We start from the raw sequence: 21,295 nt of genomic DNA, 5'->3' as shown, positions 1-21,295 counted from the left end.
TTCAGCGCACCTGGTCGAGCAGGCGCTTGCATTCCAGGAGATCGTAGAGCGCCTCCTGCAGTAGCGCCCTGTCTTCCTTGCCGACGCTCGACTTGCCGATCGAAACTTCCTGCTCGTCGTCTCCAGCGACGAAATTGAAGAATCGGCGGGTGATCGGCGGCTTGGCGCGGCCGACGATCTGATCTTCGTCGGCCATGCCGACGCGCGGTTCGCCTGCACCGGCATCCTGCACGCCCGAAGCAAGCGCCTCGACGCTGGCGAGATCGCCGTGGCCGACCGATATGACGAACTTGTTGCCGTTGGTCTTCAGAAGCTTCTGCACACCCTTGATCGTATAGCCGTGATCATAGAGCAGATGCCGGATGCCCTTGAGGAGATCCACGTCTTCCGGCCGGTAATAACGACGGCCGCCGCCGCGCTTCATCGGCTTTATCTGGGGAAAACGCGTTTCCCAGAAGCGCAGCACATGCTGCGGCAGATCAAGATCGTCTGCGACTTCGCTGATGGTGCGAAAGGCATCGGGGCTCTTGTCCAACGTCATACTGCTACGCGACCTCGCGGCTCGATCCAACGGCGACTCATCATATTTCAACGGTTTGGCGTCGACAATTCAAGTCATGTCTCGACGTTGCGCACAACGTTGGACAGTGCGAAAGCAAAAAAACGCTGCTTAGAAACGGGAGCCGATGATCAGGGAGCCGGATTCTGCGGCTTCAGCTTGATCTTGCGAGCGACATGCGCCTTGAGGATGCGCGTCTTCAACACGTTCGACGCCTTGAAGGTCATGACCCGGCGCGGGGAAATCGGAACCTCCTCGCCGGTCTTCGGGTTGCGGCCGATCCGCTCGTTCTTGTCGCGCACCTGGAAAGTGGCAAAGGAGGAAAGCTTGACGGTTTCACCGCGCACGATGGCATTGCAGATCTCGTCGATGACGGTTTCGACGAGTTCGGCAGATTCGGTCCGGGAAAGCCCGACCTTTCGGAAAACGGATTCCGCCAGGTCTGCTCGCGTCACTGTTTTTCCGGTCATGGTTTCCCCGCCCACTACAAACTATTTTGTGAAATCGCACGAAGAGTATTTGTCTTGCGCCTTACGGTCAAGCTCTTGTTCGCCGCCAGTTTTTTAGGATTCCTGCCTACCAGCGCAGCAGAACGGCGCCCCAGGTAAAGCCGCCGCCCATCGCTTCGAGCATCACCAGGTCGCCCTTCTTGATGCGGCCGTCGCCGGCAGCGGTCGCCAGTGCGAGCGGGATCGAGGCGGCCGACGTGTTGCCGTGCAGGTCGACGGTTACGACGACTTTCGCCGCGTCGATGTTCAGCTTCTTCGCCGAACCATCGATGATGCGTCGATTGGCCTGGTGCGGCACCAGCCAGTCGAGATCATCGGCAGTGGTGCCGGTCGAATCGAAAGCCGCCTGAATGACATCGGTGATCATGCCGACGGCATATTTGAAGACCTCACGGCCTTCCATGCGCAGCTTGCCGACAGTGCCGGTCGTCGACGGTCCGCCATCGACATACAGCTTTTCCTTATGCGAGCCGTCGGAACGCAGATGCGCGGTCAGCACGCCGCGGTCGGCAACGGTGCCCTCGCCTTCGGTCGCTTCGAGTATGATCGCGCCGGCGCCATCGCCGAAAAGCACGCAGGTGGTGCGGTCGTTCCAGTCGAGAATGCGCGAAAAAGTTTCGGCGCCGATGACGAGAACGCGCTTGGCAAGCCCGCCGCGGATATAGGCATCTGCTGTGGTGACCGCATAGACGAAACCGGTGCAGACAGCCTGGACGTCGAAGGCAAAGCCGTGGCTCATGCCGAGACGGTTCTGGATGTTGACCGACGTTGCCGGAAAGGTGTTGTCCGGCGTCGAGGTGGCGCAGATGATGAGATCGATGTCGGCGGGCGTCAGACCGCCATTGGCAAGGGCTGCACGCGCGGCGGCCTCGCCGAGCGACGCCGTCGTTTCGTCATCACCGGCGATATAACGCTGGCGGATGCCGGTGCGCTGGACGATCCATTCGTCGGATGTGTCGACGATCGCCTCCATGTCACCATTGGTCATCACGCGCTTCGGAAGTGCGGCTCCGAACCCGCGTACCACTGAACGGATCATATTTGACTGAACCCTATCGCTCATGCCGCTTCCGGGCCCATTGGGGGCAGCCGTTTGGCATGATATTTCTTAAGATCGTTTTCTATTTTCTGATTGAGGCCGTTCTTGGCCATGTCGTAGCCGACTTCGATGGCGGCTGCGATGCCTTCGGCATTCGCTCCGCCATGGCTCTTGATGACGATACCGTTCAGGCCGAGAAACACGCCGCCATTGACCTTGCTCGGATCGAGCTTCTCACGAAGCATGTCGAAGGCGCTTTTGGCAAAGAGGTAGCCGATGCGGGCGAGCAGCGTGCGCGACATGGCGGCACGCAGATATTCGCCGATCTGCTTGGCGGTGCCCTCGGCGGTCTTGAGTGCGATGTTGCCGGAGAATCCTTCGGTGACGACCACGTCGACCGTGCCCTTGCCAAGGTCGTTGCCCTCGACAAAGCCGGAATATTCGAGCGAATCGATATTGGCCTCGCGCAACAGCCGGCCGGCTTCCTTGACCTCCTCCTGGCCCTTCATCTCCTCGACACCGACGTTCAGAAGGCCGATCGTCGGGCGTTCGACTTCGAACAGCGCGCGCGCCATGGCGCCACCCATCAGGGCGAAATCCATCAGCTGCTGCGCATCGGCGCCGATCGTCGCACCGACGTCCAGGACGATGCTCTCACCCTTCAGCGTCGGCCAGATCGCAGCGATCGCCGGGCGCTCGATATTGGCCATGGTGCGCAGACAGAACTTCGCCATCGCCATCAGCGCCCCGGTATTGCCGGCTGAGACCGCGACATCGGCCTCCCCCGTCTTCACCGCCTCGATCGAACGCCACATGGTGGAGATATAGCGGCCGCGGCGCAGCGCCTGGCTCGGCTTCTCATCCATAGCAACGGCAAGTTCGCAATCGTGAAAGAGCGATTTTTCTTTGAGTTTCGGAAACTTGGCGAGAACCGGATCGCACTGTTCCTTGAGACCGTAGAAAACGAAGGAAATATCCGGATGCCGATCCAGCGCCTTGGCGGCGCCGGGGATGACAACCTGGGGACCAAAGTCGCCACCCATGAGGTCGAGAGATATTCTGATCACGCGTCCCTGATCCTTCTTTTCGCCGAGGGGCGAAATTTCGGCCAAAATACCGGTTTTGGCGTCGCTTACAACTGAATTGTGTCAAATGCCAGAGACGCTTCAGTCCTTTTTCCAGTCCTTGAGGACCGCGAAAGCGGAGGGTTTTTTATCGTCCTCGCCGCTATCCTCGATATGACCTGAGAATTCGATACCCTCCTTGCGCGGATAGGGATCAATCGCCAAAGCGGCGAATTCTGCAACCACCTCGCCGGCATCGATCGTATCGCCGACAAAGGTTTCGGGCAGATCGGGACCGTCGGGATCGAGCAGCATCTCGCCGGCGTCACTGCCGGGCTGGCGCGCAAGCTTGGAGCCCTCCGGCACGAAGATCTGCTCGAAGCTCTCATCGATGGCGGATTCGACCGGTTCCAGCGTCACGACGCAGGACTGGACGATCTTCGCCTGCACGCGGCCCTTGATGCGCACGCCGTCGCGCTTCCAGCGGGCAATCTGCAGATCGGCGCTGAGATCGTCGACGGAAACGACGTTCCAGGTCTTGGCAAGCGCCGTGAGTTCGCTGGCGTCGGCCTCGACATGGACCTCGACGGGGTTGGCCGAAATATGGCCGACCTTGACATGATAGGAGAAGGGAACATCGTCCCGATCATTCTTCATCGTTTCCTCCTTCAGGCAACCGGTGGGCTGGCGACCGGCGGAAGCGTTGCCGAGCCGGTGGCGATCACCTCTTCGGCTAGAGCGGACAGATGCGCTTCCGCGGTGATCATCCATCCGGCGAGGCCGGACATATCGGCCGGCGCTTCGGTTTCGGGGTAGATATTGCGTTGAAGAGCAAGAGCCAGGGCTTCGGCATCGCCGGTGTCCATCGCCTTCGAATAGGCTTCGAGCCGGCCGTAAAACATGCCGGCAAGCTTCTTCATGCGCTTCGGCACGCTGTTGTCGCCGATGCCGAGCTCGCGGATCGAATAGTCGATATCCTGGAAGAAGGCGTCGACGATCTCCTGGGCGATCTCCTGACCGCTGGTGGCGGAAGCGCGCGTGCGGCGAAAAAACAGAATCATGGTGATCGACAGCATCTCGAAACGGCCCATGACCGTATCGGGCACATTGAGCTGCTCGTAGAGTTCCGGCATGCGCGCGGCCGCCGCCAAGGCCGCATATTGCCTGTCGACGATCGCCTGATTGTTGTTTTTCTTACGGAAGAGCCCGAAGATCATTGTTTTTTCCGGAAATGCCTCATTCTTCATGCCGGCTGGCGTCTGGCCTTGTTGCATGATTTCGAAAGCTGGTTTACCGAAGCAGGCGCGAATTGCAATGCTGATCGTGGCCAGTTTCGGGACAATGCCTTCAATGCGTCTACGAAGCGAATTCGGGACATTCGACTCGGAATGGCCACAATGGTTTTGCAGGAGGAAAGCGTGCAAGGCCCAAAATGGCTGCTATCGACACTCAAGGGAGTAGATGTCGTTGAAGAAACGGTATTTCAAGTCTGACATGAAATTCTTCAGCAGTGCGGCCATTGCCTTCATAATCGCCTCCACATCAGCTCTTTCCGGCTGCCAAACCAGCACCGTGCTCAACGGCGGTTATGTCGCCGACCAGCAGTCGCTGAACCTCGTTCCGGAGGGTTCAAGCCGCGAGCAGGTGCTGCTGTCGCTCGGTACCCCCTCGACGACGGCGACCTTCGACGGCGAAGTCTTCTATTATATCTCGCAGCGACGCACGCGTGCCGTCGCCTTCCAGAAGCTGAAGGTCGTCGACCAGAGCGTTCTGGCAATCTATTTCGACAAGGACAACGTCGTCAGCCGCCGTGCCAACTATACGCTGCAGGACGGCAAGGTGTTCGACACGATCGGACGCGTCACGCCGACCGGCGGCAAGGAACTCACCTTCCTGCAGCAGATGCTCTCCGGCGGCAGCGCCGCGAGTGCTGCCCGCAGCCTGTTCGGCGGCGGTGCGGGCGGTACGCCGCAGAACCCAAGCAGCCTGCGCTGATCGGACATACCTCATACGAAAAACCCGCCGGATCGCTCCGGCGGGTTTTTTAATGGTCTCTGATCTGTCTAGCCAGCAAGAACGGCGAGCAGCAGAAGTGCGACGATATTGGTGATCTTGATCGCCGGGTTGACGGCGGGGCCGGCGGTATCCTTGTAGGGATCGCCGACCGTATCGCCGGTGACGGAGGCCTTGTGCGCATCCGAACCCTTCATGTGACGCACGCCGTCCTTGTCGACGAAACCGTCCTCGAAGCTCTTCTTGGCATTGTCCCAGGCGCCACCGCCCGATGTCATCGAGATGGCGACGAAGAGGCCGTTGATGATGACGCCGAGCAGCGATGCGCCGAGCGCGGCAAAGGCGGAAGCCTTGGAGCCGGAGATGAGCAGCACGCCGAAATAGACGACGATCGGCGCCAGCACCGGCAGCAGCGACGGCACGATCATCTCGCGGATGGCGGCCTTGGTCAGAAGGTCGACGGCCCTGCCGTAATCCGGCTTTTCCGTGCCCTGCATGATGCCGGGCTTTTCCTTGAACTGACGGCGGACTTCCTCGACGATCGCGCCGGCCGCACGGCCGACGGCGGTCATGGCAATGCCGCCGAAGAGGTAGGGAACGAGACCTCCGAAGATCAATCCCGCCACGACGTAGGGGTTGGAAAGATCGAAGGAAATTTCGCCTATGCCCGCGAAATAAGGGAACTTGTCGCCATTCGCCGCAAAATATTTGAGGTCGTAGGAGTAGGCGGCGAAGAGAACCAGTGCGCCGAGACCGGCGGAACCGATGGCATAACCCTTGGTGACGGCTTTGGTCGTATTGCCGACAGCATCGAGCGCGTCGGTGGATTTGCGCACCTCCGGCGGCAGATGCGACATTTCGGCGATACCGCCGGCATTGTCCGTCACCGGTCCGAAGGCGTCGAGCGCGACGATCATCCCGGCAATGCCCAGCATCGCCGTGACCGCAATGCCGGTGCCGAACAGGCCGCCGAGCTGGTAGGTGGCGAGAATGCCGCCGACGATGACAATCGCCGGCAGTGCCGTCGATTCCAGCGAGACGGCCAGACCCTGGATGACGTTGGTGCCGTGACCGGTGACCGAGGCCTGGGCGATCGAAACGACCGGGCGCTTGCCGGTGCCTGTATAATATTCGGTGATCACCACGATCAGCGCGGTGACGACGAGGCCGATGACGCCGCAGAAGAAGAGGTGCGCGCCCGAGATATCGGCGCCGCCGACGGAGCCGATCGAGCCCCAGCCGATGGTCAGCGAGGTGGCAGCGCCGAGACCGACGATCGACAGCAGGCCGGTGACGATGAGGCCCTTGTAAAGAGCGCCCATGATCGAGCCGTTCGCACCGAGCTTGACGAAGAAGGTGCCGATGATCGAGGTGATGATGCAGGCACCGCAGATCGCCAGCGGATAGACCATCGCAGACTGGAGGATCGGCGCGCCGGCAAAGAAGATGGCGGCGAGAACCATGGTGGCGACGACCGAGACCGCATAGGTCTCGAAGAGGTCGGCGGCCATGCCGGCGCAGTCGCCGACATTGTCGCCGACATTATCGGCAATCGTTGCCGGGTTGCGCGGATCGTCTTCGGGAATGCCGGCTTCCACCTTGCCGACGAGGTCGCCGCCGACGTCGGCGCCCTTGGTGAAGATACCGCCACCGAGACGGGCGAAGATCGAGATCAGCGAAGCGCCGAAGCCGAGCGCCACCAGCGCATCGATGACTTCGCGCGAGCCGCTCTCATGGCCGAGCCCGATGGTCAAAATAGTGTAGTAGATGGAGACGCCGAGCAGCGCCAGACCGGCCACCAGCATGCCGGTGATCGCACCCGACTTGAAGGCGATGTCGAGGCCAGCGGAAAGGCTGATGGAGGCTGCCTGGGCGGTGCGCACATTGGCGCGGACGGAGACATGCATGCCGATGAAACCGGCAGCGCCTGATAGTACGGCGCCAATCAGGAAACCGATGGCGGCCGTGGCGGAAAGAAGCAGCCAGGCTGCGATGAAAACAACAACGCCGACAAGGGCAATGGTTCTGTACTGGCGCGTCAGATAGGCTTGAGCGCCTTCGCGGATGTAACCCGCGATCTCCTGCATGCGGCTATTGCCCTGATCGGCGGCAAGCACCGACCGGGTTGCCCAGGCGGCATAGACCACCGAGAGCAGACCGCATGCGATTACGCATAAAAGAATGGTCATTTCGCTCGTTCCTCCCATAGGCCGGAGATCACTCCTTCTCCGGCAGATACGCCGCCGAATCGCCTTCCTCTCCACAGAAATGCCACAGCTAAGCGGTGCGGAGATTGCGTGGTCGATCACGTTGCGTCAAGACCGCAACGGGCGAAAACCATTGCAGTGCGAAGAAAGACGCAGGGAGATTGTTTGGCGGCTAAGGAGTTATTTCTTCGCCTCGCCGCGGACCTGCTTGGCGATGCGGTCGAGCACGGCGTTGACAAGCTTCGGCTCGTCGTCGTCGAAGAAGGCCTGGGCGATCTCGACATATTCGGTGACGATGACCGCCACGGGAACGTCCTTGCGGTCGGTGATCTCGAAGACGCCGGCGCGCAGAATGGCGCGCACGGTGCTGTCGAGGCGCGACAAGGCCCAATCATCCTGCAGTGCCGCGGCAATCAGCGGATCGAGGCGGACCTGATCGCGCACGACGCCGGAGACGATGGAACGGAACCAGGCGGCATCGGCCTTCAGATAGGTCGCGCCGTCGAGTTCCTGGCCAAGACGGTGCGCCTCGTATTCGGCGACGATTTCCAGAACGCCGGTGCCGCCGACATCCATTTGATAAAGTGCCTGAACGGCAGCAAGACGGGCAGCGCCCCGCTGGTTTGCAGTCTTGACCGGCCGTTCCGTCTTGTCGTCGTTCATTCGTTATGCACCCAGTTTCTGCTTCAGCTCGATCATCGTCAGAGCTGCACGAGCGGCAAATCCGCCCTTATCCTTATCCGAGCGGCGCGCGCGCGCCCATGCCTGTTCATCGTTTTCGACGGTCAGGATGCCGTTGCCGATGGCAAGGGACTCGCTGACCGCAAGATCCATCAAGGCGCGCGAGGATTCGTTCGACACGATATCGAAGTGATAGGTCTCGCCGCGAATGACCATGCCGAGGGCGACATAGCCGTCATAATGCGTGCCGCCATTGTCGTCTCCATCGAGCGACATGGCAATTGCCGCCGGAATTTCCAGTGCGCCGGGAACGGTGACCACCTCGAAGGTGGCGCCGGCTTCTTGCAATGCGAAAGTCGCGCCTTCGAGCAGGGCGTCGGCCATGTCGTCGTAGAAGCGGGCCTCAACGATCAAAATATGGGGAGCGGTCTCTCTCGGCATGGTTCACCTTCGGTTGGCGGGACATTTCCCACTCGGCAGCCCGCGGTCAAAACATGCCTTCGTCCGAATGGCAAGCAATTTCGCCCGATGCCCCAATGCCAAAGAAGAAATATCTGCAAGGGGATAGCCGCGTCCTGCCTGCACTGCTGGGCAAGCCTTTCAAATCAGCTTTCCCGGATGCCTTGAAAACGGCAATTCGAAGGCGGTTTTCATGAACAATTCTTAATGGATTTTCAGTGGCTTAACCCATTGAATCGCGAAGAGGGCAACGCCAATTCCATGTCGTGACGCAGACGATCCCCTGCAACGACAGTCGACCGTCAAAGCAGATGAAAGGATACCATCATGAACCGCGTTGTCACCATCACCCTCGCCGCAGCCCTCTCCTCGCTCGCATTTGCCGGCGTCAGCCGGGCCGAAAGCCTTGGAATGAACACGGCCCAGGGCATCGAACAGACACTCCGGACCTTCCACGGCAATGATTTCAATGTCGAGCAGGTCCATAACTGGCGCAATCTCGACGACGAAACGACCGGTCCGCGCTCGGCGCCGGAACGCTCCGGTCAGGCCGTTCGCGGCATCCAGGCCTCGATCGACGCCAACAGATCGCTGGCCCACCGGCTCAACAATGAAGGCGTCGACGTCCGCAACATCGTCAACGCCGAGCAGGCAGCCGACGGAAGCTTGACCTTCTACGTCCGCTGACGCTCCAGCGCATACCCCCGAGATCGGAATCGATCTTCGGGGGTATGCGTGGGTTGAAGTGATCGAGCGTCCCTAGCGTGTTCCATTCCATGCGCGGCCGCTCACAGCATGGGCGGCGGTCTCCTCTCCGCCCATGCCGGGGATTTCCGAGATAGGCATTGAATTTTCCGGCGCGATGATAGTTTCTCTTCCTGGAACAGGAGAACATCATGGCGATGGAACCGAAGGCGGTGATCAATACCGCCGATCTCAAGCTCGACCATTGGAAACAGGGCGAGTTCTATGAAAGCGTCGACACCTCGTTCGGCACGCTTCTCGGCCTCGCCGGACTCGGCGTCAGCTACAACGAGGTACCGCCAGGCAAGTCGGGCTGTCCCTTCCACAATCATCATGTCGAAGACGAACTCTTCCATATAATCGCAGGCACCGGCGAATACCGCTTCGGCGACGCGCGCCATCCGATCAGGGCGGGCGACGTGCTCGGCGCGCCGGCTGGCGGGCCGGAAACGGCGCACCAAATCATCAACACCGGCACGACGACGCTTGTCTATCTCGGCATCTCGACGATGGCGAAGACCGAGATCGTCGAATATCCCGATTCCGGAAAGTTCCTTGCCAAGACCAACAGGGACGGCACAAAAGCCGGGCGCTTCCGCCACATCGGACGGTCGGAAGGTGATCTCGATTATTGGGACGGCGAGCCCGGCGCCTGAGGGCGCGATTTCCATAAGGACCTGATGTGACCGACATTCCGACCTTCGAAACGGCGCGGCTGACGCTGCGCCCTCACCGCCTCGACGATTTCGAGGCGCATGCGGCATTATGGGCAAACGAGGACGTCGTTCGCTTCATCACCGGCGTGCCATCGACGCGCGAGCAGAGCTGGAGCCGCATGCTGCGCCTCGCCGGCATGTGGCATCATATGGGCTTCGGCTTTCTGGCGATCATCGAAAAAGAGAGCGGCCGGTTCATCGGCGAAGCGGGCTTCCTCGAAGCCCGCCGCGAGATGGAACCGTCGATCGAAGGGACGATGGAAGTCGGCTGGGCGCTGATGCCCTTAGCACACGGCCGCGGTTATGCCACCGAGGCGCTGGCAATCCTGATCGGCTGGGCGGAGGCGCATTTCCCAGGAAAACCAATGAGCTGCATCATCAGCCCCGAGAATGAGGCTTCGTTGCGGGTGGCAGCCAAGCTCGGTTTTCGCGAGACGGCGCGGACGCAATACAATGGCGAGATTATTCAGTTTTCGCGGTAGCGGCCCCTCATCCGCCTGCCGGCACCTTCTCCCCGTAAACGGGGCGAAGGGAATATGCGGCGACCTCTCCGTCCTTCGCCGGCGTCTCGCATGGCACGTCCCTTCGCCCCGCTTTTACGGGGGTCCGAAGGACAGGGCGAGACGAGTGGCTCGACCCCGGCAGGTTAGGGTGAGGGGCACATTTCAGGCTGAGGCGCTGGGGAATTCGGCCAGCCGGGCGGCGTAACGCGCCATGGTGTCGACCTCGAAATTGACGAAATCGCCGGCCTTGCGGTCGCCCCATGTGGTGACTTCGAGCGTATGGCGGATGAGCAGCACGTCGAAATCCGTGCCGTCGACCGCATTGACCGTCAGCGAGGTGCCGTCGAGTGCGATCGAACCCTTGGGGGCGACGAATTTTGCGAGGTGTTCGGGCGCGCGCAGGCGGTAGCGCGTGGCGTCACCCTCCGATGTCACCGAGAGGATTTCCGCCTTGCCGTCGACATGGCCGGAAACGATATGGCCGCCGAGCTCATCGCCGATCTTCAGCGACCGTTCGAGATTGATGCGGCTGCCTTCCCGCCATGTGCCGATCGTCGTCAGCCGCAGCGCCTCTTCCCAGGCCTCGACCTCGTACCAGCGGCCATTGCTGCCTTCGGTCGGAAGGGCGGTGACGGTCAGGCAGATGCCGGCATGCGAGATCGAGGCACCCATGTCGATGGTGGCGGGATCATAGGCGGTCGCGACCCGCAAGCGGATGCCTTCTTTCAGCGGGGAAACGGATTCGACCGTGCCGACATCGGTGACTATTCCGGTGAACATCAAAACCCTCTTTCATATTCGTCCAGGCGATCTTCGCCGAACATCCGCGTGCCCCTATGGGCAAAACCCGATGGTATGTCGGTTGCATCAAGCGGCGATTCAATACCGCGCTGGCCGATAACGACAGGCGCCTGATAAAGCTGGATACGGTCGACGAGGCCAGCCTCGAGGAAAAGCCGCGCCGTCTTTGCGCCGCCCTCGACCAGAAGCGAGGAAATACCGCGTGTTGCGAGTGCCGGCAGCAGGATTTCCGGATGGTAAGGATTGCAATAGACGATCTCGACGCCGGCGGCTTCGAGTGCGGCGCGGCGCGAGTCCATGTCGGTAGCGTCTGTGGGTGGGGTACCGCCTTCTGCCCTGCCGGAGTACCGGGGCCGAGCCACAGGTCTCGACCCGTCCTTCGGACCCCCCACAGGTGGGGAGGTGTCCGGCAGGATAGAGGGGGGTAGCCCCTCCGCATCCGCCGACAAAGGCCACACTTCCTCACTCGCCACCACGATGACAGGCACGTCCCGCGCCGTCAGGGCGAGCTTGCTGGTCAGCGGCAATGCCAGGGTGGGATCGAGAACGATGCGGATCGGGGACTGGGCTTCGAGACCTGGTGTTCGCACCGTCAGCAGCGGATCGTCCGCAATCGCCGTGCCGATGCCGACGAGGATCGCATCGGTTTCGGCGCGCAGCGCATGCACCTGCGCGCGGGCGAGCGGGCCGGTGATTGCCACCTGTCCCTCCCCCTGACGGCCGACCATGCCGTCGGCGGAAACGGCAAGCTTGAGAGTCACATAGGGCCGGTTCTTCGTCTGGCGGGTGAGATAGGCGGCAAGCGAACGCCGGCCCTCTTCCTCCAGAGCACCGGCATCCACCTGTATGCCGGCTTCACGCAGCATGGCGATGCCGCGGCCCGAGACACGCGGATCTGGATCGGTGACGCTGATGACGACGCGGCCAACGCCAGAGGCGATCAGCGCCTCGGAACAGGGCGGCGTCTTGCCGTGATGCGAGCAAGGTTCGAGCGTCACATAGGCGGTGGCGCCGCGGGCGAGCGCGCCGGCTTCAGCCAGCGCCTGCGTCTCGGCATGCGGGCGGCCCCCGAGCGCCGTCACCGCCCGGCCGACGATGACCCCATCCCTGACGATCACGCATCCGACGGAGGGGTTGGTAGCGGTGCGGCCGAGATGCCAGCGCGACAGGCGGATCGCCGCCGCCATGAAACGTTCGTCATGCGGCGTGATGCTCATGGCTCACCTGTCCAGCGGGTCGCGGGCAATCTTGGCGTTGATTTCCGAAATGACCTTCTCGAAATCCTCGGCAAGCGAGAAATCCCGATAGACCGAGGCGTAGCGCACGAAGCCGACATCATCGAGGCTCTTCATCGCCTCCAGCACCTGCAGGCCGATCTGCTCGGAAGAGATCTCGGTTTCGCCGGAGCTTTCAAGCCGGCGGACGATGCCGGAGACGGCGCGCTCGATGCGATCCCGCTCGACCGGGCGCTTGCGTAGCGCCACCTCGAAAGAGCGCACCAGCTTGTCGCGGTCGAATGGCACCTTGCGGCCAGTCTTCTTGATGACCATCAGCTCGCGCAGCTGCACGCGCTCGAAGGTGGTGAAGCGACCGCCGCAATCCGGACAGATGCGCCGCCGGCGGATGGAGGTGTTGTCCTCCGCCGGGCGCGAATCCTTGACCTGAGTATCTTCCGAACCGCAATAGGGGCAGCGCATCCCTACTCCTTATCCCATGTAGCCATACATGGGGAAGCGGTCGGTGAGATTGACCACCTTGCCGCGCACGGCGGCTTCGACGGCGGCATTGCCTTCATCGGAATTGGCGACCTTCAGGCCGTCGAGAACCTCGACAATGAGATTGCCGATTTCGCGGAATTCCGCTTCCTTGAAGCCACGGGTGGTGCCGGCCGGTGCGCCCAGGCGCACACCCGAGGTGACGAAGGGCTTTTCCGGATCGAAGGGAATGCCATTCTTGTTGCAGGTGACGTAGGCACGGCCGAGCGCTGCCTCGGCGCGCTTGCCGGTGGCGTTCTTCTTGCGCAGGTCGACCAGCATCAGGTGGTTGTCGGTGCCGCCGGAGACGACGTCGAGGCCGCCGGCGATCAACGTTTCAGCGAGCGCCTTGGCATTCTTGACGACCTGAGCGGCATAATCCTTGAATTCCGGCTGCAGTGCCTCGCCGAAGGCAACGGCCTTGGCGGCGATGATGTGCATCAGCGGACCACCCTGCAGGCCGGGGAAAACGGCCGAATTGAATTTCTTCGCCAGATCCTCGTCATTGGTGAGGATGACGCCGCCGCGCGGGCCGCGCAGCGACTTGTGGGTCGTCGTCGTCGCGACATGGCAATGCGGGAACGGCGACGGATGAACGCCACCGGCGACGAGGCCGGCAATATGGGCCATGTCGACCATCAGATAGGCGCCGACGCTGTCGGCGATCTCGCGGAAGCGCTTCCAGTCCCAGATGCGGGAATAGGCAGTGCCGCCGGCGATGATGAGCTTCGGCTTGGTTTCTTCGGCCTTGCGGGCGACCTCATCCATGTCGAGCAGGTTATCGCCTTCGCGCACGCCGTAGGAAACGACGTTGAACCACTTGCCGGACATGTTGACCGGCGAACCATGCGTGAGATGGCCGCCCGAATTCAGGTCGAGACCCATGAAAGTTTCGCCGGGCTGCAGGAGCGCCAGGAACACCGCCTGGTTCATCTGCGAACCGGAATTCGGCTGGACGTTGGCGAAATTGACGCCGAACAGCTTCTTGGCGCGCTCGATCGCCAGTTCCTCGGCGATATCGACGAACTGGCAGCCGCCGTAATAACGCTTGCCGGGATAACCCTCGGCATATTTGTTGGTCATGATGGAGCCCTGGGCTTCCAACACGGCGCGGGAGACGATGTTCTCAGAAGCGATCAGTTCGATCTCGTGCCGTTGGCGACCGAGCTCCTTTCCGATCGCGCTAAAAATGTCCGGATCGACGTCCGCAAGCGAGCGATTGAAGAAGGATTCGGTGGAAGCATTGGTCATGGGCGGGCTCCTCAACTGGAATGCGCTGAGGTATTAGCCTCCCGCTGTGGCAAGGGCAATACGAAGAACGACATTTGCTGAGCAAAGCGCGCGCTCACGCTCTTTTCCGGCCGCGCCGCGCCGATGCCTGGCGGCCATTTTATGGAGAGCCCCTCCCGGCATAAAAAAACCGCGCCCGAAAGCGCGGTTCTCAAATTGCGATGCAGAGCTTGCCGCTTACTGAACTGGCTGTTCCATGCCAGCCGTAGTGTCGAGCGCCAGCTCGGCATTGCCGTCCATCTGATAGATGTCGTCACGGAACTGGACGATGCCGTCGGGCATGCCCCAGGCAGAGATATAGACGAAGTAAACCGGAACTTCCGCCGCGAGTTTGATCGGCGTGTTGACGCCGGTGGCGATCACCTGCTCCATCTGCTGGCGGCTCCAGCCGGGGGTCTCGCGCAGCAGCCAGTTGGTCAGGTCGCGCACGTTCTGCACGCGGACGCAGCCCGAGGATTCGAAGCGCATCAGCTTGTTGAACAGGCCCTGCTGCGGCGTGTCGTGCATGTACTCGCCGTTCTTGTTGTAGAAGTTGATCTTCGTCGACGCCATGGCGTTGATCTTGCCGGGGTCCTGTCGGAACATCAGGTTCGGCGCCTCGCCGTTCCAGTCGACGGTTTCGGGGGCGACTTCGTTGCCCTTGCCGTCGATCAGGCGGATGGCGTTCTTTTCGAGATAGGTCGGATCCTTGCGCATCAGCGGCATGATGTCCTTCTCGACGATCGAGCGCGGCGCCGTCCAGTAAGGATTGAGGATGACCTCGTAGATCTTCGAATTGACCAGATGCGTCGGGCGGCTCAAGCGGCCGACGACCGCGGTGTGACGCGTCGCGACACTGCCGTCTTCGACGGCCTCGACATAGGCGGCCGGGATATTGACCATCAGGTGACGGCGGCCCAAGTCCTCGGGGAAGGTCTGCAGACGGACGACATTGGTGTTCAGCTGCTGCAGGCGAACATCGGCAGGGATGTTCATCGCCTTCAGGGTGAATTCGCCGAGAACGCCATCGGCCGGCAGACCGTGACGCGCCTGGAAGCGCTTGACGGCGCCGTCGACATAGGAATCGAAGGCGTTGGACAGGCCGGCCTCGCGCGGCAGATCGCCGGTGATCGCGAGACGCTGGCGCAGCGCCTGGACGGCGGGAGAGCTGACGCCGAGTTGCAGGCGCTGATCACCGGGATTGACCTCGGGCCAGCCTCCGGCTGCGGCGATCTGCTGATACTGCATGATTGCCTGCTGGGCGCTCGCGACAGATTGGGGCCCAAGGATCGGCGTGTTGGAAACCATGGCGGTCGCCGTGCGCGACGCCGCCTTGGCGTCGAACTGGTCGTCCCAGTTGCCGCGGCGCGGCGCGTTGATCAGCGTATCGAGCGCCGATTGCGCAAATGCCGGCGCCGCGATCGCGCTGGCGCCAACCGTTGCCGCGGACGCAAGGAAAGCGCGGCGAGAGAGAGCTTCAATTCCGTTTTTCTTCGACATAGTCCCAACCACTCAATGCCGCCATAAGAACAAGCCGCGGCTCTTTGCGAAATCACTGCGCTTTAACGCAGATCCCTGTCCATTCGTTGTCCCGGCGTATCAAAAAACTCCGCCTCCCCCATCACAAGATTGCGATGAGAAAGCCTGAACTCTGATCGGTCCATTGAAAGCGCCGGTTGTTAAGCCTTCCGCTGCCACACCAATATGGCCAATTCGTGTTGCCAGGTCGGCAGAAGGACTGTCGGCTGCCGGGAACACGACGCAACGAACCATATGACGGGGTAAACCGTGCCGGTTAATAACGGCTAAAAAACGGCTTGAATACCGGGCTTTGCGCTTGTCAGCCATGCGTTGCAAAGATGCCACGCGGATCAAACGGCAAATCGGACGTGCAGGGAACACGTCCGATTTTCTGCAACCCTGAAAGGAGGTCCGGGTTTTAGAGGCGGTACAGGATCTGATCGTTCCAGAAGCGATCGAGACGCTGGAGCAGCTTGTTCATCTGCGTGAACTCGTCGGTGCCGATGCCGCCGACCTTGTCGATCGAGGCGATGTGGCGTTCGTAGAGTTTGGCGACCGTTTCGGCGATGTCCTGGCCGGTTTCGGTCAGGCTGATGCGGACCGAGCGGCGGTCGATGCGCGAGCGCTGGTGGTTGATGAAGCCGAGATCGACCAGCTTCTTGACGTTGTAGGAAACGTTGGAGCCGAGATAGTAGCCACGCGAGCGCAGTTCGCCGGCGGTCAGCTCGGAATTGCCGATGTTGAAAAGGAGCAGCGCCTGAATGGCGTTGACGTCGCTGCGACCCTGACGGTCGAATTCGTCCTTGATGACGTCGAGAAGACGACGGTGCAGACGTTCAACGAGATGAAGGGATTCCATGTAAAGATCACGGATGTCATGATCCTGCTGGTCACGGAAGGTCGATACCGCCTGCGGCTTGATTTTCGTATTCATATTGACTGCCTCACTGTTTGTTTGGCGGTGTGTTTTCTTCCCGCCTTGAGTGAGACCCTATCGAATACATATAAAATTCGACTTAAACCGCAGGCTTAACGGAGCCTTACCGGTAACTCCACGTTGTCTCAGGGTAAATCAACGCTTACCTGGCGGCGATGCCGGCGCTTTTCCAGCCACAGCAGCAGGCGGAAAATCCAGTAAACGACGGCGACCATGACATGCAGCAGAATGATCAGCTGGTTGGGGCCGAAAATATCCGGCAGCAGGCCATACATCAGGATCTGCCCGCCGGCGGCGAGCACCCAGATGACCGGTCCCCAGGAAACGGTGAGCCAGAGGCCGAGAGAGGCCACGGGGAAAAGCACGGCGAGACTGGTGCTCGCCACCTTCCACGGCAGGCTCAAAAGATCGAAGCGGCCGGCGCCGACCAGCGAATAGCCGACGAGCATCGCCCAATATTGCAGGCCGAACCAGAAGCAGGAGACGGCAACCAGCCTCAGGAAGAGAATGAAGAGGATATCCGCCAGCGTGCGTTTCGGTATCGTCGGGGAATCGGTTTCCATAGCGCAGACATCGGTTTGGGGTTGCATCTTCACAAAGGCGCCCGCGCATCTGACAAGACGGGCTGAGGACGCTCTATCACATTGCGTTGGCGCATAACCCTGAAAATCGACTCCAAATTTCGCGGTTATGCGCCGGAGGTTTTCCGCCGCGGCCAATCGTCCGGTTTGGATTTTCCGGGCGCCATGATAATGAGCGCTCGGATAAATGGAATGGGCTTGGGACAGATATCATGCAGGACAGGACTCATCTCGTCGACGAGATCACCGGCCATCGCCGCATGCGGCGCAACCGCAAGGCGGATTGGACACGCCGGCTGGTGCAGGAGAACCGGCTGACGGTCGACGACCTGATCTGGCCGATCTTCATCGTCCCGGGTTCCGGCATCGTCGATCCGATCCCGGCCATGCCCGGCGTCAACCGGATGAGCATCGACAAAGCCGTGGAAGCCGCGCGTGAAGCGGCCGGCCTCGGCATTCCGGCACTTGCCACCTTTCCGAATATCGAGATGGAATTGCGCGACGAGACCGGCTCGAACAGCCTCGAAGCCAACAATCTGATCAACCAGGCGACGGCAGCGATCAAGAAGGCGGTGCCCAATATCGGCGTCATCACCGACGTCGCGCTCGATCCCTTCACCAGCCACGGCCATGACGGTATTCTCAGAGACGGCGAAATCGTCAATGACGAAACGGTCGACCAGGTGGCGCGCGCCGCCGTGATGCAGGCGGATGCCGGCGCAGACATCATCGCACCGTCGGAGATGATGGATGGGCGTATCGGCGCGATCCGCATGGCGCTCGATGCGGCCGGCCACCAGAACGTCGGCATCATGAGCTATGCGACGAAATTCGCCTCCGCCTTCTACGGTCCCTATCGCGAGGCGATCTCGACGGGCGGGCTGCTGAAAGGCGACAAGAAGACCTATTATCTCGACCCCGCCAACGGCACCGAGGCAATCCGCGACGCGGCCCTCGACGTCGAGGAAGGCGCCGACATGCTGATGGTCAAGCCCGGCCTGCCCTATCTCGATATCTGCTGGCGGATAAAGGAGGCCTTCGGCTTGCCGACCTTCGCCTACCAGGTTTCCGGCGAATATACGCAGATCAAGGCTGCGGCGATGAACGGCTGGATCGACGGCGAGCGGGCGATGCTCGAAACGCTGCTGTCGTTCAAGCGGGCAGGATGCGACGGCATCCTCACCTATTTCGCGGTCGAGGTGGCGAGGATTCTCGCGAAGCGGTGATTTCAAGCAGATTGGCGATTTGGGGGCAGATTATTGCATTTTGCCCTGCCGATACCATATCAGCGGCATCGTTTTTCCGCAGGAGATTGAGATGAGCTACAACCCCAATCCGCTTTATGCCGCACCGGAGGACTGGCGCGCCTATAGCGGCGTGTTGAGCCGCCGTGTCCTCGCCTTCATCCTCGATTACGTCATCGTGGCGCTGCTCTGCATTCCCGCGGCGATCGTACTGTTCTTCCTGTCGATCGTCACGCTGGGGCTCGGCTTCTTTCTCTACCCTGCCCTCTTCGTCATCGTCGCCGGCATTTACTTCGGCCTGACGGTGGGCGGGCCGAGCCAGGCCTCGCTCGGCATGCGCGCCATGGGAATCGCAATCGTGCGCGTCGATGGGCGGCCGATGGATTTCATGACGGCGATCGTGCATCTGGCGCTGTTCTGGATCCTCAACTCGGTGCTGACGCCGCTCATCCTGCTGGCCGGCCTGTTCATCGAGCGCAGCCGTCTCGTCCACGACCTGCTGGTCGGCACGGCAACGGTGCGCACAGCCTGAGACCCTGGCTCAGAGCCTCATTGCAACTTTGGGCTTTTTTGGAGGGCGGAGACGAAATAAAGTCTCCGCCTTGCCTTTGCCGGGAACTTCGGACGCTCCATATCTAAAATTAGAAGACTGAAATGAAGGGCGAAACCCGCCCCGCTGTTGACGTTTTCTATTCTTAGGTCATGCTGTCTGAAAACGGCACTGTCTCGACAAGGAAATTTCCGCGACAAATGAATACGCAGACCACGCCATCCCCGCAGTTTTATCTGACGGCTCCGGCTGCGTGTCCATATTTGCCGCATGAGATGGAGCGCAAGGTGTTCACCCATCTGGTCGGCCCGCGTGCCGCCGAGATGAACGACATCCTGACGCAGGGCGGTTTCCGCCGCTCGCAGAACATCGCCTACCGCCCGGCCTGCGAATCCTGTCGCGCCTGCGTTTCCGTGCGCATTCTCGCCCAGGAATTCGAGCCGACGAAATCGATGAAGCGGGTGCTTGCCGCCAATTCCGACGTCATCGCCACTGAATTCCCCGCCCAGCCTTCCAGCGAGCAATATTCGCTCTTCCGGCGTTATCTCGATTTTCGCCACCAGCAGGGCGGCATGTCCGACATGACCGTGCTCGACTATGCGATCATGGTGGAAGACACGCATGTGAATACGAGAATCATCGAATACCGCCGGCGCGAGGAAGGCTCCGGACTGGAGCAGCGGCCGAAGGGCGAGCTGCTTGCCGCAGCGCTGACCGATACGATGAGCGACGGGCTGTCGATGGTCTATTCCTATTTCAATCCGGCGCTCGATCGGCGTTCGCTCGGCACCTTCATGATTCTCGACCATATCAGGCGCACGAAAGCGCTGGGACTGCCGCATGTCTATCTCGGCTACTGGGTTCAAGGGTCGCGGAAAATGGACTACAAGACGCGCTTCCAGCCGCAGGAGCATCTGACGCCGCGCGGCTGGGAACGCTTCGATCCCGCCTCCATGCCCGAAAGCACCCACGATTAGAGCCTTTCCTGGTCAGCTTGAAGCATTCTGTTGGCTCAAACGGAGTCGGATGGTCGACCGGCCGGCGCGCGTCGTAGCCCAGCTCTACGGCCAAGCCGGCCGGTCGATCAGCCGGCCCGTTTCAGCCAACCCGAAGGGCCGGGCATCTTTGCGCCAGGATCAGAGGCGATCGGCTCGGACGTACCAAGAGGTATGCCCTTCGCCAATCGCCTCTGCCCTGACGAAAACCTGCTCCGGCAGAATGCTTCAAGCTGACCAGGAAAGGCTCTAAATGTTCCCCACCGCTCTTTCCGATCATCGGAAGGGTCTGCTGCTGACGGCGATCGGCGGGCTGGCGCTTTCGATGGATATCCCGCTCGTCCGTCTTGGCGATGGCGACATCTGGTCGATCCTGGGAATACGAAGCGCAGCAACGATTCTTGCGACGCTCGTCATCCTTGGAGCAATGCGCCTTGCCTCGGGCAAATGGCCGGTCCTCATTCCTGGGCGAGCAGGCCTATTCGCCGGCCTGCTTTACGGCCTCTCCTCCCTCACCTTCGTGCTTTCAGTCTTCAATACGGCCACAGCCAATGTCGTCTTCATCGTCGCCTTCAACCCGATGTTCGCTGCCCTGCTTTCCTGGATTTTCCTGAAGGAGAAGCCGCAGGCCGCGACGCTGATCGCCATGCTGTTCATGATCTTCGGCGTCGGGCTGATCGTGCGCGAAGGGCTTGCGAGCGGCCATATTTTTGGCGACGCCATGGCGCTTCTCAGCGCGCTTATTCTTGCCGCAGCCATCACCATCGGACGTGGCTCGCGCCGGGAAATGGGCTTCGTGCCGCTGCTTGCCGCCATCCTGCCGGCCGCCCTCGGCCTCGCGCAAGCTCTGCCCTTGGGATTTTCCATCGCCCATCCCGGCTGGATCCTCTTGAATGGCGCCATCATGATGCCGGTCGCCTTCTGGTGCCTTGCAACGGGGCCGCGTTATCTTTCCGCGCCTGAAGTCGGCATGTTCTATCTGCTGGAGACCGTGCTCGCGCCGATCTGGGTCTGGCTGATCTTCGCCGAAACGCCGGCGACGATGACGCTGGTCGGCGGCGGCATCCTGGTGACGGCGATCGCCGGGCATTGCTTCTGGATGGTGCGGGAGAAGAGCATCAGGCAACCAGCGGAATAGGACGTTGCCGC

Annotated in this window: 24 protein-coding genes; 8 read left to right on the top strand and 16 right to left on the bottom strand. The window is 61.2% G+C overall.

Annotated elements, in window-relative coordinates:
* Position 1: 1 nt before the first annotated feature.
* From ACMUVN_RS14800 to ACMUVN_RS14775, 6 genes are all read right to left on the bottom strand, one after another.
* Positions 2-541: a MerR family transcriptional regulator gene (locus ACMUVN_RS14800; protein ID WP_047616421.1), complete on the bottom strand. Its 540-nt coding sequence runs from the start codon at positions 539-541 to the stop codon at positions 2-4.
* Between the two features lie 149 nt (positions 542-690).
* Positions 691-1,029, bottom strand: coding sequence for an integration host factor subunit alpha (locus tag ACMUVN_RS14795; RefSeq protein WP_047616420.1), 339 nt, complete (start codon positions 1,027-1,029; stop codon positions 691-693).
* A gap of 106 nt (positions 1,030-1,135) precedes the next feature.
* The gene (locus ACMUVN_RS14790; RefSeq protein WP_047616630.1) at positions 1,136-2,107 is read right to left on the bottom strand and encodes a beta-ketoacyl-ACP synthase III; all 972 of its coding nucleotides are present in this window, start codon (positions 2,105-2,107) and stop codon (positions 1,136-1,138) included.
* Between the two features lie 20 nt (positions 2,108-2,127).
* Positions 2,128-3,174, bottom strand: a complete 1,047-nt coding sequence (gene plsX / locus ACMUVN_RS14785) for a phosphate acyltransferase PlsX (protein ID WP_047616628.1) — start codon at positions 3,172-3,174, stop codon at positions 2,128-2,130.
* 99 nt (positions 3,175-3,273) lie between these two features.
* Positions 3,274-3,828, bottom strand: coding sequence for a YceD family protein (locus ACMUVN_RS14780; protein WP_047616418.1), 555 nt, complete (start codon positions 3,826-3,828; stop codon positions 3,274-3,276).
* A gap of 11 nt (positions 3,829-3,839) precedes the next feature.
* Positions 3,840-4,445, bottom strand: coding sequence for a ubiquinol-cytochrome C chaperone family protein (locus ACMUVN_RS14775; protein ID WP_052213390.1), 606 nt, complete (start codon positions 4,443-4,445; stop codon positions 3,840-3,842).
* A 187-nt stretch (positions 4,446-4,632) separates the two neighbouring features.
* Between ACMUVN_RS14775 and ACMUVN_RS14770 the strand changes: the two genes are divergently transcribed.
* Positions 4,633-5,166: an outer membrane protein assembly factor BamE gene (locus ACMUVN_RS14770; protein ID WP_047616416.1), complete on the top strand. Its 534-nt coding sequence runs from the start codon at positions 4,633-4,635 to the stop codon at positions 5,164-5,166.
* Positions 5,167-5,234: 68 nt separating this feature from the next.
* Here ACMUVN_RS14770 and ACMUVN_RS14765 read toward each other — a convergent pair whose 3' ends face one another.
* The 3 genes from ACMUVN_RS14765 to ribH form a co-directional block, all read right to left on the bottom strand.
* On the bottom strand, positions 5,235-7,373 hold the full coding sequence (locus ACMUVN_RS14765) for a sodium-translocating pyrophosphatase (RefSeq protein WP_047616414.1): 2,139 nt from the start codon (positions 7,371-7,373) through the stop codon (positions 5,235-5,237).
* A gap of 198 nt (positions 7,374-7,571) precedes the next feature.
* Positions 7,572-8,054, bottom strand: a complete 483-nt coding sequence (gene nusB / locus ACMUVN_RS14760; protein WP_018241520.1) for a transcription antitermination factor NusB — start codon at positions 8,052-8,054, stop codon at positions 7,572-7,574.
* Positions 8,055-8,057: 3 nt separating this feature from the next.
* Positions 8,058-8,513 (bottom strand): 6,7-dimethyl-8-ribityllumazine synthase, encoded by a 456-nt coding sequence (ribH, locus tag ACMUVN_RS14755; protein WP_004674116.1) that lies wholly within the window; start codon positions 8,511-8,513, stop codon positions 8,058-8,060.
* A gap of 345 nt (positions 8,514-8,858) precedes the next feature.
* On the opposite strand from ribH, the gene ACMUVN_RS14750 reads away from it, so the two are divergent.
* From ACMUVN_RS14750 to ACMUVN_RS14740, 3 genes are all read left to right on the top strand, one after another.
* On the top strand, positions 8,859-9,218 hold the full coding sequence (locus tag ACMUVN_RS14750) for a hypothetical protein (RefSeq protein WP_047616410.1): 360 nt from the start codon (positions 8,859-8,861) through the stop codon (positions 9,216-9,218).
* A 209-nt stretch (positions 9,219-9,427) separates the two neighbouring features.
* On the top strand, positions 9,428-9,931 hold the full coding sequence (locus ACMUVN_RS14745) for a cupin domain-containing protein (RefSeq protein ID WP_183908274.1): 504 nt from the start codon (positions 9,428-9,430) through the stop codon (positions 9,929-9,931).
* A gap of 26 nt (positions 9,932-9,957) precedes the next feature.
* Positions 9,958-10,473 (top strand): GNAT family N-acetyltransferase, encoded by a 516-nt coding sequence (locus ACMUVN_RS14740; protein WP_097543001.1) that lies wholly within the window; start codon positions 9,958-9,960, stop codon positions 10,471-10,473.
* 183 nt (positions 10,474-10,656) lie between these two features.
* Here ACMUVN_RS14740 and ACMUVN_RS14735 read toward each other — a convergent pair whose 3' ends face one another.
* The 7 genes from ACMUVN_RS14735 to ACMUVN_RS14705 form a co-directional block, all read right to left on the bottom strand.
* Positions 10,657-11,274 (bottom strand): riboflavin synthase, encoded by a 618-nt coding sequence (locus tag ACMUVN_RS14735; protein ID WP_097631046.1) that lies wholly within the window; start codon positions 11,272-11,274, stop codon positions 10,657-10,659.
* Positions 11,274-12,512 carry a bifunctional diaminohydroxyphosphoribosylaminopyrimidine deaminase/5-amino-6-(5-phosphoribosylamino)uracil reductase RibD gene (ribD, locus tag ACMUVN_RS14730; RefSeq protein WP_097631047.1) on the bottom strand — a complete coding sequence of 413 codons (1,239 nt, stop codon included), beginning with the start codon at positions 12,510-12,512 and terminating at the stop codon, positions 11,274-11,276. Before ribD ends, ACMUVN_RS14735 begins: the two co-directional genes overlap by 1 nt.
* A gap of 3 nt (positions 12,513-12,515) precedes the next feature.
* Positions 12,516-12,992 carry a transcriptional regulator NrdR gene (gene nrdR / locus ACMUVN_RS14725; RefSeq protein ID WP_003547190.1) on the bottom strand — a complete coding sequence of 159 codons (477 nt, stop codon included), beginning with the start codon at positions 12,990-12,992 and terminating at the stop codon, positions 12,516-12,518.
* Positions 12,993-13,001: 9 nt separating this feature from the next.
* A complete protein-coding gene (gene glyA / locus ACMUVN_RS14720) occupies positions 13,002-14,300 on the bottom strand; it encodes a serine hydroxymethyltransferase (protein ID WP_414815214.1) in 1,299 nt (432 codons plus the stop codon).
* A gap of 216 nt (positions 14,301-14,516) precedes the next feature.
* Entirely contained in the window at positions 14,517-15,818 is a 1,302-nt protein-coding gene (locus tag ACMUVN_RS14715; RefSeq protein WP_047616400.1) for a L,D-transpeptidase family protein, read from the bottom strand.
* Positions 15,819-16,257: 439 nt separating this feature from the next.
* Positions 16,258-16,773: a transcriptional regulator LdtR gene (gene ldtR, locus ACMUVN_RS14710; protein WP_003547156.1), complete on the bottom strand. Its 516-nt coding sequence runs from the start codon at positions 16,771-16,773 to the stop codon at positions 16,258-16,260.
* Between the two features lie 128 nt (positions 16,774-16,901).
* On the bottom strand, positions 16,902-17,339 hold the full coding sequence (locus ACMUVN_RS14705; RefSeq protein WP_063474274.1) for a DUF6163 family protein: 438 nt from the start codon (positions 17,337-17,339) through the stop codon (positions 16,902-16,904).
* Positions 17,340-17,569: 230 nt separating this feature from the next.
* On the opposite strand from ACMUVN_RS14705, the gene hemB reads away from it, so the two are divergent.
* The 4 genes from hemB to ACMUVN_RS14685 all read left to right on the top strand — a co-directional run bounded on the left by hemB (position 17,570) and on the right by ACMUVN_RS14685 (position 21,284).
* A complete protein-coding gene (gene hemB / locus ACMUVN_RS14700; RefSeq protein ID WP_414815213.1) occupies positions 17,570-18,583 on the top strand; it encodes a porphobilinogen synthase in 1,014 nt (337 codons plus the stop codon).
* Positions 18,584-18,674: 91 nt separating this feature from the next.
* A complete protein-coding gene (locus ACMUVN_RS14695) occupies positions 18,675-19,133 on the top strand; it encodes an RDD family protein (RefSeq protein ID WP_047616624.1) in 459 nt (152 codons plus the stop codon).
* A 218-nt stretch (positions 19,134-19,351) separates the two neighbouring features.
* Complete coding sequence (locus ACMUVN_RS14690) at positions 19,352-20,128, top strand: arginyltransferase (protein WP_047616394.1); 777 nt, start codon at positions 19,352-19,354, stop codon at positions 20,126-20,128.
* A gap of 271 nt (positions 20,129-20,399) precedes the next feature.
* Entirely contained in the window at positions 20,400-21,284 is an 885-nt protein-coding gene (locus ACMUVN_RS14685; protein ID WP_097542996.1) for a DMT family transporter, read from the top strand.
* The last annotated feature ends 11 nt before the right edge of the window (positions 21,285-21,295 follow it).

It is taken from the genome of Rhizobium sp. IY2, from assembly GCF_047532935.1.
Taxonomy (GTDB): Bacteria; Pseudomonadota; Alphaproteobacteria; order Rhizobiales; family Rhizobiaceae; genus Rhizobium; species Rhizobium anhuiense.
This window is presented reverse-complemented; position numbering and strand designations above follow the sequence as displayed.

Bases quoted from the DNA above. Each gene is read 5' to 3' on its own strand.
- ACMUVN_RS14800 (WP_047616421.1), bottom strand. From the start codon at position 541: ATGACGTTGGACAAGAGCCCCGATGCCTTTCGCACCATCAGCGAAGTC.
- ACMUVN_RS14795 (WP_047616420.1), bottom strand. From the start codon at position 1,029: ATGACCGGAAAAACAGTGACGCGAGCAGACCTGGCGGAATCCGTTTTC.
- ACMUVN_RS14790 (WP_047616630.1), bottom strand. From the start codon at position 2,107: ATGATCCGTTCAGTGGTACGCGGGTTCGGAGCCGCACTTCCGAAGCGC.
- ACMUVN_RS14780 (WP_047616418.1), bottom strand. From the start codon at position 3,828: ATGAAGAATGATCGGGACGATGTTCCCTTCTCCTATCATGTCAAGGTC.
- ACMUVN_RS14775 (WP_052213390.1), bottom strand. From the start codon at position 4,445: ATGCAACAAGGCCAGACGCCAGCCGGCATGAAGAATGAGGCATTTCCG.
- ACMUVN_RS14770 (WP_047616416.1), top strand. From the start codon at position 4,633: ATGTCGTTGAAGAAACGGTATTTCAAGTCTGACATGAAATTCTTCAGC.
- ACMUVN_RS14765 (WP_047616414.1), bottom strand. From the start codon at position 7,373: ATGACCATTCTTTTATGCGTAATCGCATGCGGTCTGCTCTCGGTGGTC.
- nusB (WP_018241520.1), bottom strand. From the start codon at position 8,054: ATGAACGACGACAAGACGGAACGGCCGGTCAAGACTGCAAACCAGCGG.
- ribH (WP_004674116.1), bottom strand. From the start codon at position 8,513: ATGCCGAGAGAGACCGCTCCCCATATTTTGATCGTTGAGGCCCGCTTC.
- ACMUVN_RS14750 (WP_047616410.1), top strand. From the start codon at position 8,859: ATGAACCGCGTTGTCACCATCACCCTCGCCGCAGCCCTCTCCTCGCTC.
- ACMUVN_RS14745 (WP_183908274.1), top strand. From the start codon at position 9,428: ATGGCGATGGAACCGAAGGCGGTGATCAATACCGCCGATCTCAAGCTC.
- ACMUVN_RS14735 (WP_097631046.1), bottom strand. From the start codon at position 11,274: ATGTTCACCGGAATAGTCACCGATGTCGGCACGGTCGAATCCGTTTCC.
- ribD (WP_097631047.1), bottom strand. From the start codon at position 12,512: ATGAGCATCACGCCGCATGACGAACGTTTCATGGCGGCGGCGATCCGC.
- nrdR (WP_003547190.1), bottom strand. From the start codon at position 12,992: ATGCGCTGCCCCTATTGCGGTTCGGAAGATACTCAGGTCAAGGATTCG.
- glyA (WP_414815214.1), bottom strand. From the start codon at position 14,300: ATGACCAATGCTTCCACCGAATCCTTCTTCAATCGCTCGCTTGCGGAC.
- ACMUVN_RS14715 (WP_047616400.1), bottom strand. From the start codon at position 15,818: ATGTCGAAGAAAAACGGAATTGAAGCTCTCTCTCGCCGCGCTTTCCTT.
- ldtR (WP_003547156.1), bottom strand. From the start codon at position 16,773: ATGAATACGAAAATCAAGCCGCAGGCGGTATCGACCTTCCGTGACCAG.
- ACMUVN_RS14705 (WP_063474274.1), bottom strand. From the start codon at position 17,339: ATGGAAACCGATTCCCCGACGATACCGAAACGCACGCTGGCGGATATC.
- hemB (WP_414815213.1), top strand. From the start codon at position 17,570: ATGCAGGACAGGACTCATCTCGTCGACGAGATCACCGGCCATCGCCGC.
- ACMUVN_RS14695 (WP_047616624.1), top strand. From the start codon at position 18,675: ATGAGCTACAACCCCAATCCGCTTTATGCCGCACCGGAGGACTGGCGC.
- ACMUVN_RS14690 (WP_047616394.1), top strand. From the start codon at position 19,352: ATGAATACGCAGACCACGCCATCCCCGCAGTTTTATCTGACGGCTCCG.
- ACMUVN_RS14685 (WP_097542996.1), top strand. From the start codon at position 20,400: ATGTTCCCCACCGCTCTTTCCGATCATCGGAAGGGTCTGCTGCTGACG.